The following is a 13046-nucleotide window of genomic DNA, read 5'->3' as shown; positions in this document are numbered from 1 at the left end:
GCCGCCCCGGAACAGGGGGGGTAGTTCCGGGGCGGCCGTCCTGACCGGGCTGCCGCGCGTCCCGGGGGGTTTGGGACGGGCGGCCATCCGATCGGTGAGGAGTTCCGGAGCGCGTGGCTCCAGGTGTGTGCGCGAAGGCACGCCCAGGGCGAAGCTGGGGAGGCTCCGACCCGGTGTCGCCCGCGGTCTCCCGTGGGCGAGGTGTTTCTCTCATCTGCAGAAACCGTACGTCAGTAGTTCGGGGGCCGACAGCCGGAAGCGCGTCCCGCCATGGGGCTCCCACACCTTCTTCACAGGCCCTGACCGTCACCCCAGGTCACGGGCGTTGTACCGGGCGGGATCCGCACATGTCAGGAGGTGTGCCGGGCACGGCGCCGGGGCCGCCCCGCGGTGGGACGGCCCCGGTTCCAGAGGTCCAGACAGGTGCGGCGCGTACGGCCGCACCCGGTGTGGATCAGACCGTGGCGAACGCGGCCTCGATGATGTCCAGGCCCTCGTTCAGGAGGTCCTCGCCGATCACCAGCGGCGGCAGGAAGCGCAGCACGTTGCCGTACGTGCCGCAGGTCAGGACGAGCAGGCCCTCGGCGTGGCAGGCCTTGGCGAGGGCGCCGGTCGCCTCGGGGTTGGGCTCCTTGGTCGCGCGGTCCTTGACCAGCTCGATCGCGATCATCGCGCCGCGGCCGCGGACGTCGCCGATGATGTCGAACTTCTCGGCCATGGCGGAGAGCCGGGCCTTCATCACGGACTCGATCTTCTTCGCCTTGGCATTGAGGTCGAGCTCCTTCATCGTCTCGATGGCGCCGAGCGCACCGGCGCAGGCCACCGGGTTGCCGCCGTAGGTGCCGCCGAGGCCGCCCGCGTGCGCGGCGTCCATGATCTCGGCGCGGCCGGTGACGGCGGCGAGCGGCAGGCCGCCCGCGATGCCCTTGGCCGTCGTGATCAGGTCCGGGACGATGCCCTCGTCCTCGCAGGCGAACCACTGGCCGGTACGGCAGAAGCCGGACTGGATCTCGTCCGCGACGAAGACGATGCCGTTGTCGCCCGCGAACTTCACGATCTCCGGCAGGAAGCCCTTGGCCGGCTCGATGAAGCCGCCCTCGCCGAGCACCGGCTCGATGATGATCGCGGCGACGTTGTCGGCGCCGACCTGCTTGTTGATCATGTCGATGGCCTGCTTGGCGGCCTCGGGGCCGGCGTTCTCGGCACCGGTCGGCCAGCGGTAGCCGTACGCCACCGGCACGCGGTAGACCTCGGGCGCGAACGGGCCGAAGCCGTGCTTGTACGGCATGTTCTTCGCCGTCAGGGCCATCGTGAGGTTCGTGCGGCCGTGGTAGCCGTGGTCGAAGACCACGACCGCCTGGCGCTTGGTGTACGCGCGGGCGATCTTGACGGCGTTCTCGACGGCCTCGGCGCCGCTGTTGAACAGCGCCGACTTCTTGGCGTGGTCACCCGGGGTGAGCTCGGCGAGGGCCTCGGCGACCGCCACGTAGCCCTCGTACGGGGTGACCATGAAACAGGTGTGGGTGAAGTCCGCCAGCTGCGCGGAGGCGCGCCGGACGACGGCTTCGGCGGAGGCGCCGACGCTGGTCACCGCGATGCCGGAGCCGAAGTCGATCAGACGGTTGCCGTCGACGTCCTCGATGATGCCGCCGCCCGCACGGGCCGTGAACACGGGCAGCACCGAGCCCACGCCACCGGCGACCACGGCGGTCCGGCGGGCCTGCAGCTCCTGGGACTTCGGCCCGGGGATGGCGGTGACGACGCGGCGCTCCTGGGGAAGGGCGGTCATGAGAGCTCCTGGGGGTGGTGGGGCGTGCGGACGTCCTCGGGGCACAGCGGCTTTCCGGACGCTTTCTTGGTCTTTCTCCGCAGGTTAGGGGCGGGCGGTGGCGGCGGGCATGCTCCATGGGGGAGATGTTCGGCGTGGCGGTTGTCCGTGGTGGACATAGCCACGGGAAGGGGCGCCGCGGCGGCGGCCCGTGGCGTGATCGGCGTGCGCGCGGCCCAACGGCGGCACACGGGCACTAGATTGAGCCGCGAACCAGTACGCAGGGTCAAGACAGGGCAGGTCAGGGGGCAAGGGCCATGACTTCCGACGGCACGTACGACGCTCGCGGGACGCACGCCACTCCGGTGCCGCGCGTGGCGCCGCCGCGCGCCGGCGCCACGGGGGAGGCGGCTCCCGCTGTGCCGCCCAGGCCCGCGCGGGCACCGGGCGCGCCGCCGCAGACCCAGGGCGAGGAGTTCCTGGCCTGGCTGCGCACGCCGCGGCCGAAGGCGGCGCCGGGCGTCTGGCGGCTCGGGCACCGGGCGAGGCCGGAGCAGGAGCCGGAGGTCATCCCCACCCGGCAGCTCCTGACCGGCGCGGGGATCGCGTTCCTCGTGGGCTGGCTGATCTGGTCGCTGCTCAACAACGGATACCTGGGCAGCTGGTGGATCGTTCCGCTGGAGCTCTTCACACCGGACTCCTGGCGCACGAGCGACAGCCAGCTCGTCAACCTCCTCGTCTGGGACGGCTACACCCTCCTCATCGTGCTCGCCATCATGATCGGCGCGGGCAAGGTGGGCCGCTGGGACGAGATCTGGCGCCGCTTCGTCGCCCCGCGCCTGCGCACCAAGGCGCCGGAGGAGCCGGAGCCCGCGCCCGAGGAGGACCCCGCGCAGTGGCCGAAGCTGCGCGCGGGGGGCGCCGGGGCCGCCGCCGACCGGCTCGTCGCCGATGCCAGGGCCGGGCTCATGCGGGACATCGACGCCGCCCGCATCGCCCGCGCGTGGCGCTCCGTGCGGTCGGGGAACAACTCGCTCGCCGCGTTCACCGACGCCGTCGTGCGCGACGGCGCCGCCGCCTGCCCGCACCCCTCGGGGGACCGGGACCTGCCCGCGCGGGCCGCCCGGCACGACCTCGCCACCGCGCAGGTGCGGCTCGGCACCACCGTGGACGACCCGCGCAACCCGTACGCCTACCGGGGCACCGGCCTCGCCGTCGGCCCGAACCTGATCGGCACCTCGCTGCTCGCCGTCGGCCCCGCGGGCTCCGGCAAGACCGGCAGCGTGGTCTGGCCGATCGCCGAGGGCCTGTGCCTCCAGGCCCTCGCCGGGCGTGCCGCCGTCGTGGTGGTCGGCGCGGCCGGGGCGGGGCTCGGCCCCGCTGACGACTACGACGTGGTCGTCCGGATCGGCCACCCCGAGTCCGTGTACGACCTCGACCTGTACGGCGGCGCCACCGACCCGGACGAGGCCGCCGCCGTGCTCGCCGAGGCGCTGGTCGGCGACCTCGTCGACCCGCACCTGGGCGCCGACACGCGCCGCTCCACGACCGTCCTCGCCCAGCTCCTCGGCCCGTATTACACGGTCCACGGCAGGTTCCCCGCCGTCCCCGAGCTGCGCGCCCTGCTCGACGGCGTCCCCGAGCCGCTCGACGCCCTCCGCAAGGGGCTCCAGGAGCTCGGACACGAGGTCATGCTGCGCGAACTCGACGCCCGCGCCCGGCAGTCGGGGCACCCGGGCGACATCGGCGCCACCCTCGCGGACCGGCTCGCGCTGCTCGACCGGCCCGCGTTCGCCGCCTTCTTCGACACCTCGGGCCAGAGCACCCCGTTCTCGCTGCGGGCCCTCGACCACCCGGTGCGGGTCCGCATCGACCTGCCCGAGCGCGGCCACGCCGACGCCTCCCGGATCCTCGCCCGGCTCGTCCTCGCCCAGTTCACGTCCAGCGCCGCCGCCCGCGAGGACCGCTCGCTCTTCGCCTGTCTGGTCCTCGACGACGCCACCGGCACGGTCACCCCGGAAGCGGTGCGCCGGATCCAGCGGCTCAGGTCGGCCAACGCGGGCGTCGTCATGACCCTGCGGACGCTCGACGACGTGCCGCGCCCGCTGCGCACGCCGCTGCTCGGCGCCATCGGCTGCCGCATGGCCCTGTCCGGGCTCACCCCCTGGGACGGGCAGGACTTCGCGGAGGTGTGGGGCAAGGAGTGGACCGAGGCACGGGACGTCACCGACCGGCAGATCATCGCCGAGACCCCCGCCGGCAAGGTCCTGCACGTGCTGCGCCGGGTGATCACGGGGCGCGCGCCCACCGCCCGCGCCGTCACCGTCCGCCAGGTCGAGCGCGAGCGCTGGTCGGCCTCCGAGCTGGCCCACGCGGTGCCGCCGGGGCACGCGGTCCTTTCGCTGACGGACGTACGGGGGGAGCACGCGCCGCCGCTCCTCGTGGATCTGCGGAGCTGAGACCCGCGGGGCGCGGAAACCGAGGGGATATACCCGCAAGGCGGGTCGTGGCGACCGTACGGTGAGGCAGAATCGACGGTAGCCGTCATACGCGGCGGACAAGAGATCACGAGCCGCGCGGTGCGCCCGCCGGGCGCCCGCGTGACCGCCGTCCGCCGCCGCGACCGCCGCCACGACCCCGCCCGGCCCACCACCCGCACGCGGCCCGCCGACCAGGCGCCCGCCCCCGCCGTCGCACGACCTGAAGGTCCCATGCCCCCCACGCTCGCCTCGCTCGTCCAGCACTCCGCGCTCAAGCTCACCGTGCGCGCGGGCGAGGACCGCCTGGACACCCCCGTGCGCTGGGCCCACGTCAGCGAGCTCGCCGACCCCGTCCCGTACATGGAGGGCGGCGAACTGCTCCTCGTCACCGCGCTCCAGCTGGACGCGGAGAACCCCGACGCGATGCGCCGGTACGTGAAGCGGCTGGCGGGCGCGGGCGTCGTCGGCCTCGGCTTCGCCGTCGGCGTGAACTACCCCGACATCCCCGAGGCCCTCGTCGCCGCGGCCACCGAGGAGGACCTGCCGCTCATCGAGGTGCCGCGCCGCACCCCCTTCCTCGCCATCAGCAAGGCCGTGTCGGCCGCCATCGCCGCCGACCAGTACCGCGCCGTCACCGCGGGCTTCGCCGCCCAGCGCGAGCTGACCCGGCAGGCCCTCGGGGACGGCCCGGAAGGGCTGCTCGGCGCGCTCGCCGGACAGGTCGACGGCTGGGCCGCGCTGTACGACGCCTCCGGGGCCGTCGTCGCCACGGCGCCCGAGTGGGCCGCCCGCCGGGCCGCCCGGCTCACCCCGGACGTGGACCGCCTGCGCGAGCGGACCGCCCCCGCCAGCCTCGTCGTGGCCGGGGCCGAGGACCGGGTCGAGCTGCACTCCCTCGGCACCGGGCGGCGGCCGCGCGCCGCGCTCGCCGTCGGCACGGCCTCGACCCTCGGCACCGCCGAGCGGTACGCCGTGCACTCGGCGATCGCCCTGCTCACCCTCACCACCGAGCGCTCCCGCTCCCTGCACGCCGCCGAGGCCCGCATCGGCGCCGCCGTCCTGCGGATGCTGCTCGCCGCGGAGCCGGACCACGCCCGGGCCGTGGCCGGCGACCTGTACGGCGGCCTCCTCGACGCGCCCTTCCGGCTCGTGGTCGCCGAGTCCGCGACACCTCCGGCCGCCGGGGAGGAAGGCGCCTGGTCCGCGGGGCTCGTCGACGCCGTCGAGTCGGCGGCCGCGCGCTTCGGCGAGGCGCTCCTCGTGGTGCCGTACGGCGAGCGGCTCGTGCTGCTCGTCGCCGACGGCGGGGCGGCGCAGCGGGCCGCCGTCGAGCACGTGGCGGCGGCCGCGGGCAGCCCCGAGCAGGCCGAGGGGCCCGCGCTCCTGGCCGGGCTCTCCGCGCCCGCGGGCACCGTCGCGGCCGCGCCCGCCTACAAGCAGGCCGAGCAGGCCCTCTCCGTGGCGCGGCGGCGCGGCAAGGCCCTCGTCGAGCACGAGGAGCTGGCCGCGGGATCCGTGCTTCCGCTGCTCGCGGACGACGCGGTACGGGCCTTCGCGGACGGGCTGCTCCGCGCGCTGCGCGAGCACGACGCGACGGGGCGCGGCGACCTGGTCGCCTCGCTGCGGGCCTGGCTCTCGCGGCACGGGCAGTGGGACGCGGCCGCGGCGGACCTCGGGGTGCACCGGCACACGCTGCGCTACCGCATGCGGCGGGTCGAGGAGATCCTCGGCCGCTCCCTGGACGACCCGGACGTCCGCATGGAGCTGTGGCTGTCCCTGAAGGCGACGACACCGGCGGACTAGCCCTGTGCGGCGTATCGCGCTGCGCCGATGAGCGGGGGTCCAAGGGGGCGCAGCCCCCTTGTTCGGGAAGGGGTGGGCCTGGGGCGCCCCGCGCGGGACGCCCCTGACAATCCGGCGCGCGGGCCCCCGCCACTACGCCGACTCGGACAAGCCCCCGCCGAAACCTCCACCCCTACGGTGGACCCCGTACTGCTGAAGACGAACCTCCGCGAAGGGCCGGGATTCGTATGACTTCCATTCACGCCTTCTGGGTCGCCGGTCGCCAGGCCACCGGTGAGACCACCCTCGACGTCACCTCGCCGTGGGACGGGCGGCTCGTCGGCAAGGCGGCCGTCCCGACCGACGCCCAGGTGGAGGAGGCCGTCGCCGCGGCCTACGCGGTCCGCGACGAGTTCGCGGCCACCCCGGCCCACGTCCGCGCCGCCGCCCTCGCCCACGTGTCGCAGCGCCTGGTGGAGCGCACCGAGGAGATCGCACAGCTGATCTCCGCCGAGAACGGCAAGCCGATCAAGTGGGCCCGCGGCGAGGTCGGCCGCGCCATCTCGGTGTTCCGCTTCGCCGCCGAGGAGGCCCGCCGCTTCAACGGCGGCGAGGCCCAGCGCCTGGACACCGACCAGGGCGGCCAGGGCCGCCTCGCGCTCACCCGCCGCTTCCCCAAGGGCGTCGTCCTCGGCATCGCGCCGTTCAACTTCCCGCTGAACCTGTGCGCCCACAAGGTCGCCCCGGCGATCGCCGTCGGTACGCCGATCATCCTCAAGCCTGCCCCCGCCACCCCGCTCAGCGGCCTGATCCTCGGTGAGCTGCTCGCCGAGACGGACCTGCCCGCGGGCTCGTGGTCCGTGCTGCCGGTCGCCAACGACAAGATGCCCGCCCTCGTCCAGGACGAGCGCCTTCCGGTCATCTCCTTCACGGGCTCTGACAAGGTCGGCTACCAGATCATGGACTCGGTGCCGCGCAAGCACTGCACCCTGGAGCTCGGCGGCAACGGCGCGGCGGTCGTGCTCGGCGACTTCTCCGCCGAGGAGGACCTGGACTGGGCCGCGAGCCGCATCGCGACCTTCTCCAACTACCAGGGCGGCCAGTCCTGCATCTCCGTGCAGCGGGTCATCGCCGACGCCGCCGTGTACGACCGGCTCGTGGCGAAGGTCGTCGAGGCCGTCGAGGGCCAGGTGACCGGCGACCCGACCGACCCGAAGACCGACGTCGGCCCGCTGGTCAGCGAGGACGCGGCCAAGCGGGTGGAGTCCTGGGTCGACGAGGCCGTGCGGGCGGGCGCCACGCTGCTCACCGGCGGCAAGCGCGACGGCGCCACGTACGCGCCGACCGTCCTCGCCGACGTGCCGGCCGAGACCACCCTCGCCCGCGAGGAGGTCTTCGGACCGGTGCTCACGGTCACGAAGGTGGACGGCGAGCAGGCCGCCTTCGACACCGTGAACAACTCCAAGTACGGCCTCCAGGCGGGCGTGTTCACGCACGACCTGCAGGTCGCCTTCCGCGCGCACCGCGCCCTCGAGGTCGGCGGCGTCGTCATCGGCGACGCCCCCTCCTACCGCGCGGACCAGATGCCGTACGGCGGCGTGAAGCAGTCCGGCGTCGGCCGCGAGGGCGTCCGCTACGCCATGGACGACTACACGTACGAGCGCGTCCTGGTCCTCACCGGCCTGGCGCTGTAGCGCGCCGCCGAAGCGGCACGGACACCACTACGGCCGGAGCCCGCTGTGCGGGGGCTCCGGCCGTATCCGTGCATTCGCTGCGCGAGGGCTGGTGAGGATGGAGGGAATCGGGTACCAACGATCGAGTAGCACCGGTGAGTAACCATGATCCGGTTCTGTGACGATTCATGATCGGTCCACGATCCCGACTCGCGGCGAGGTGAGCCTCATGTCCGCACCAACCACCCCACCCCCGTCCCCCGCGTCGAAGCCCTCCGTCACCGAACGCGAGGCCCGCCAGGTCGCCGAGGCCGCCCGCGAGCAGGACTGGCGCAAACCGAGCTTCGCCAAGGAGCTCTTCCTCGGCCGCTTCCGGCTCGACCTGATCCACCCGCACCCGCTGCCCGCCACCCAGGACGCCCAGCGCGGCGAGGAGTTCCTCGCCAAGCTGCGCGACTTCTGCGAGACGGAGATCGACGGGGAGCGCATCGAGCGGGACGCGCTCATCCCGGACGAGGTGATCAACGGGCTCAAGGAGCTCGGCGCGCTCGGCATGAAGATCGACACGAAGTACGGCGGCCTCGGCCTGACGCAGGTGTACTACAACAAGGCCCTCGCGCTCGTCGGCTCCGCCTGCCCCTCGCTGGGCGCCCTGCTGTCCGCGCACCAGTCGATCGGCGTCCCGCAGCCGCTGAAGATCTTCGGCACCCAGGAGCAGAAGGACGCGTTCCTGCCGCGCTGCGCCCGCACCGACATCTCCGCCTTCCTGCTCACCGAGCCGGACGTCGGCTCCGACCCGGCCCGGCTCGCGACGACCGCGGTGCCGGACGGCGACGACGGTGACTACGTACTGGACGGCGTGAAGCTCTGGACGACCAACGGCGTCGTCGCGGACCTCCTCGTGGTCATGGCGCGCGTGCCCAGGTCCGAGGGGCACAAGGGCGGCATCACCGCGTTCGTCGTCGAGGCGGCGTCCGAGGGGATCACGGTGGAGAACCGCAACGCCTTCATGGGCCTGCGCGGCCTGGAGAACGGCGTCACCCGCTTCCACCGCGTCCGCGTCCCCGCCGCCAACCGCATCGGCCCGGAGGGCGCGGGCCTGAAGATCGCCCTCACCACCCTCAACACCGGGCGCCTCTCGCTGCCCGCGATGTGCGTGGGCGCGGGCAAGTGGTGCCTGAAGATCGCCCGTGAGTGGACGGGCGCCCGCGAGCAGTGGGGCAAGCCCGTCGCGTACCACGAGGCCGTCGGGTCGAAGATCTCCTTCATCGCGGCCACCACCTTCGCCCTGGAGGCCGTGCTCGACCTGTCCTCGCAGATGGCCGACGAGGACCGCAACGACATCCGCATCGAGGCCGCCCTCGCCAAGCTCTACGGCTCCGAGATGGCCTGCCTCATGGCCGACGAGCTGGTGCAGATCCGCGGCGGCCGCGGCTTCGAGACCGCCGCGTCCCTCAAGGCCCGCGGCGAGCGGGCCGTACCGGCCGAGCAGATCCTGCGCGACCTGCGCATCAACCGCATCTTCGAGGGCTCCACGGAGATCATGCACCTGCTGATCGCCCGCGAGGCCGTCGACGCCCACCTGAAGGTGGCGGGCGACCTGATCGACCCGGACAAGACCCTGTCCGACAAGGCACGGGCCGGGGCCGCGGCAGGCGCCTTCTACGCCCGCTGGCTGCCCAAGCTCATCGCGGGACCCGGCCAGCTCCCGCGCGCGTACGCCGACTTCGCCCCGGCAGGCCACCCCGACCTGTCGGGCCACCTCCGGTACGCGGAGCGCGCGGCCCGGCGGCTGGCCCGTTCCACGTTCTACGGGATGTCGCGGTGGCAGGGCCGGATGGAGACCAAGCAGGGCTTCCTCGGCCGGATCGTCGACATCGGCGCGGAGCTGTTCGCGATCAGCGCGGCGTGCGTGCGCGCCGAGCTGCTCCGCAGCACCGAGGACTACGGCCGCGAGGCGTACCAGCTGGCCGACGCCTTCTGCCGGCAGTCCCGCATCCGCGTAGACGAGCTGTTCGGGCGCCTGTGGACCAACACCGACGACCTGGACCGCAAGGTCGTCAAGGGCGTCCTCGCCGGTACGTACACCTGGCTGGAGCAGGGCGTGGTCGACCCCAGCGACGACGGTCCGTGGATCGCCGACGCGACGCCCGGTGCGAGCACGCGGGAGAACGTCCACCGGCCGATCCGCTGACGTCCGCCCGCCCGCCGCGTGCGCCTCCTCCGGGAGCAGGCCGCCCGAAGCTGCGGGAGGAGGCCGCCCGAAGGGGCGCACAGGCGTGCGGATCGGGGGCGCGGGCCGAGAGGCGCTGTCGGAACGCGGGGGCGCTACGGCCACAATGGAGGGCATGAGCGAAAGCCCCGCACCCCTCGCCGACCCGCATCTCGTCTTCGACCCCGGCACCGCCGACGGGCCGCGGGAGATCGTCGTCCTCGGCTCCACGGGGTCGATCGGCACCCAGGCGATCGACCTCGTGCTGCGCAACCCCGACCGCTTCCGGGTCACCGGCCTGTCCGCCGCGGGCGGCCGGGTCGGGCTCCTCGCCGAGCAGGCCAGGCGCCTTCGGGTGGGGACCGTCGCGGTCGCCCGCGAGGACGTCGTGCCCGCGCTGCGGGAGGCGCTGCGCGAGGAGTACGGGGCCGGGGAGCCGCTGCCCGAGGTCCTCGCGGGGCCGGACGCGGCCACCCAGCTCGCCGCCTCGCCCTGCCACACGGTCCTGAACGGCATCACCGGCTCCATCGGCCTCGCGCCCACGCTCGCCGCCCTGGAGGCGGGCCGCACGCTCGCGCTCGCCAACAAGGAGTCGCTGATCGTGGGTGGCCCGCTGGTCAAGGCGCTCGCCAAGCCCGGCCAGATCATCCCGGTCGACTCCGAGCACGCCGCGCTCTTCCAGGCGCTCGCCGCGGGCACCCGCGCCGACGTCCGCAAGCTCGTCGTGACCGCGTCCGGCGGTCCCTTCCGCGGCCGTACGAAGGCCGAGCTCGCCGACGTCACGCCGAAGGACGCGCTCGCGCACCCGACCTGGGCGATGGGCCCGGTGATCACGGTGAACTCGGCGACGCTGGTGAACAAGGGCCTGGAGGTGATCGAGGCCCACCTCCTCTACGACATCCCCTTCGACCGCATCGAGGTCGTCGTCCACCCCCAGTCGTACGTGCACTCCATGGTCGAGTTCACCGACGGCTCCACGCTCGCCCAGGCGACCCCGCCGGACATGCGCGGGCCCATCGCGATCGGGCTCGGCTGGCCCGAGCGGGTGCCGGACGCGGCCCCCGCGTTCGACTGGACCAAGGCCTCCACCTGGGAGTTCTTCCCGCTGGACACCGAGGCGTTCCCGTCGGTGGGGCTCGCCCGGCACGTCGGGGAGCTCGCGGGCACGGCCCCGGCGGTGTTCAATGCCGCCAACGAGGAGTGCGTGGACGCCTTCCTGGCGGGCACGCTGCCGTTCAACGGCATCATGGAGACCGTCACCCGGGTCGTCGCCGAGCACGGCACACCGCGTACGGGAACCTCCCTGACCGTGGCGGACGTCCTCGAAGCGGAGACCTGGGCCCGGGCCCGGGCCCGGGAACTGACGGCTTCGACCCAGACGACCGCGGAGGCTCGTGCATGACGACCTTGATGATGATCCTCGGCATAGTCGTCTTCGTGATCGGGCTGCTCTTCTCGATCGCCTGGCACGAGCTCGGCCACCTGTCGACCGCGAAGATGTTCGGCATCCGCGTGCCGCAGTACATGGTCGGCTTCGGCCCGACGATCTTCTCCCGCAAGAAGGGCGACACCGAGTACGGCATCAAGGCCATCCCGCTCGGCGGCTACATCCGCATGATCGGCATGTTCCCGCCGGGGCCCGACGGGCGCCTCGAGGCGCGCTCCACCTCGCCCTGGCGCGGCATGATCGAGGACGCGCGCTCCGCCGCGTTCGAGGAGCTCAAGCCCGGTGACGAGTCCCGGCTCTTCTACACGCGCAAGCCGTGGAAGCGCGTGATCGTCATGTTCGCGGGGCCGTTCATGAACCTGATCCTGGCCGTCGTGATCTTCCTCGGCGTGATGATGACCTTCGGCATCAGCACCCAGACCACCTCGGTCGGCAAGGTCTCCGACTGCGTCATCGAGGCCGGCCAGAACCGCACCAGCTGCGAGAAGGGCGACAAGCCCGCTCCCGCCAAGGCCGCGGGCCTCAAGGCGGGCGACAAGATCGTCGCCTTCCAGGGCAAGGACGTGGACGATTGGTCCGCGCTCCAGTCCAGGATCCGCGACACCATCGGCCCCGCCACCATCACCGTCGAGCGCGACGGCAAGCGCGTCGACCTGCACGCCAACCTGATCAAGAACCAGGTCAGCAAGACGGACGGCGACGGCGGCTACGTCGAGGGCAAGTACGTGTACGCCGGATTCCTCGGCTTCACCCCCGCCTCCGGCATCGTCCAGCAGTCCTTCGGCGAGTCCGTCGACCGCATGGGCAACATGATGGAGAACGGCGTCGAGTCGATCGTCGCCCTGCCCTCCAAGATCCCCGACCTGTGGAACGCGGCGTTCGGCGACGGGGAGCGCAAGCAGGACTCCCCGATGGGCGTCGTGGGCGCGGCCCGCGTCGGCGGTGAGGTGTTCACCCTGGACATCCCGCCGCAGAACCAGATCGCGCTGATGCTGTTCCTGCTGGCCGGCTTCAACCTCTCGCTGTTCCTGTTCAACATGTTGCCGCTGCTGCCCCTGGACGGCGGTCACATCGCGGGTGCACTGTGGGAGTCGCTGCGCCGGAACGCGGCGAAGGTCCTGCGGCGACCGGATCCCGGCCCGTTCGACGTGGCGAAGCTGATGCCCGTGGCCTATGTGGTGGCCGGGATCTTCATCTGCTTCACCATTCTGGTCCTGATCGCGGATGTGGTTAACCCGGTCAGAATTTCCTAGTCGTACGAAGTTTGCGGCGGCCGGGCACCGTGTGTGCCCGGCCGCCTTCGTATGTGCGGTCCCGTCCGCCTATGGGTGGACATCGGGGCGGGATGTGCTTGGGGCCTGTGGGGTGCCGTAATCTCGAACCCGCGAACAAGCGACGTTGTGACGTTGTAGCGCGATGCCGCGTAGCCCGGAGCCCGCCGAACTCGGGACCTCGATCCACACTTGGGGATGCACGCCAGATGACTGCCGTTTCTCTCGGAATCCCGTCCGTTCCGACCAAGCTGGCCGACCGCAGGGTCAGCCGCAAGATCCAGGTCGGTTCGGTGGCCGTAGGCGGGGACGCACCGGTGTCGGTGCAGTCGATGACGACGACGCGTACGTCCGACATCGGGGCGACGCTCCAGCAGATCGCCGAGCTGACGGCGTCGGGCTGCCAGATCGTG

8 protein-coding genes are annotated in these 13046 nt (G+C 72.9%); 7 read left to right on the top strand and 1 reads right to left on the bottom strand.

The features are described from left to right. Window positions 1-454 precede the first annotated feature (454 nt). On the bottom strand, window positions 455-1789 hold the full coding sequence (gene gabT, locus IG74_RS0114805; RefSeq protein ID WP_030675801.1) for a 4-aminobutyrate--2-oxoglutarate transaminase: 1335 nt from the start codon (window positions 1787-1789) through the stop codon (window positions 455-457). A gap of 296 nt (window positions 1790-2085) precedes the next feature. Between gabT and IG74_RS0114800 the strand changes: the two genes are divergently transcribed. The 7 genes from IG74_RS0114800 to IG74_RS0114770 all read left to right on the top strand — a co-directional run. Continuing rightward, window positions 2086-4227, top strand: a complete 2142-nt coding sequence (locus IG74_RS0114800; protein WP_030675800.1) for a hypothetical protein — start codon at window positions 2086-2088, stop codon at window positions 4225-4227. A 252-nt stretch (window positions 4228-4479) separates the two neighbouring features. After that, window positions 4480-6051, top strand: coding sequence for a PucR family transcriptional regulator (locus IG74_RS0114795; protein WP_030675798.1), 1572 nt, complete (start codon window positions 4480-4482; stop codon window positions 6049-6051). Window positions 6052-6278: 227 nt separating this feature from the next. Next, window positions 6279-7724: an aldehyde dehydrogenase family protein gene (locus IG74_RS0114790; RefSeq protein ID WP_030675796.1), complete on the top strand. Its 1446-nt coding sequence runs from the start codon at window positions 6279-6281 to the stop codon at window positions 7722-7724. A gap of 208 nt (window positions 7725-7932) precedes the next feature. Beyond that, complete coding sequence (locus IG74_RS0114785) at window positions 7933-9897, top strand: acyl-CoA dehydrogenase family protein (protein ID WP_030675794.1); 1965 nt, start codon at window positions 7933-7935, stop codon at window positions 9895-9897. 154 nt (window positions 9898-10051) lie between these two features. Continuing rightward, entirely contained in the window at window positions 10052-11317 is a 1266-nt protein-coding gene (dxr, locus tag IG74_RS0114780; RefSeq protein WP_030675792.1) for a 1-deoxy-D-xylulose-5-phosphate reductoisomerase, read from the top strand. Then, window positions 11314-12615: a M50 family metallopeptidase gene (locus tag IG74_RS0114775; RefSeq protein ID WP_030675791.1), complete on the top strand. Its 1302-nt coding sequence runs from the start codon at window positions 11314-11316 to the stop codon at window positions 12613-12615. Before dxr ends, IG74_RS0114775 begins: the two co-directional genes overlap by 4 nt. 227 nt (window positions 12616-12842) lie before the next feature. Continuing rightward, window positions 12843-13046: flavodoxin-dependent (E)-4-hydroxy-3-methylbut-2-enyl-diphosphate synthase (locus IG74_RS0114770; protein WP_030675788.1), on the top strand; the 204-nt coding region annotated here is incomplete at its 3' end.

The sequence above is a fragment of the Streptomyces sp. NRRL B-1347 genome (genome assembly GCF_000720325.1).
GTDB lineage: Bacteria > Actinomycetota > Actinomycetes > Streptomycetales > Streptomycetaceae > Streptomyces.
This window is presented reverse-complemented; position numbering and strand designations above follow the sequence as displayed.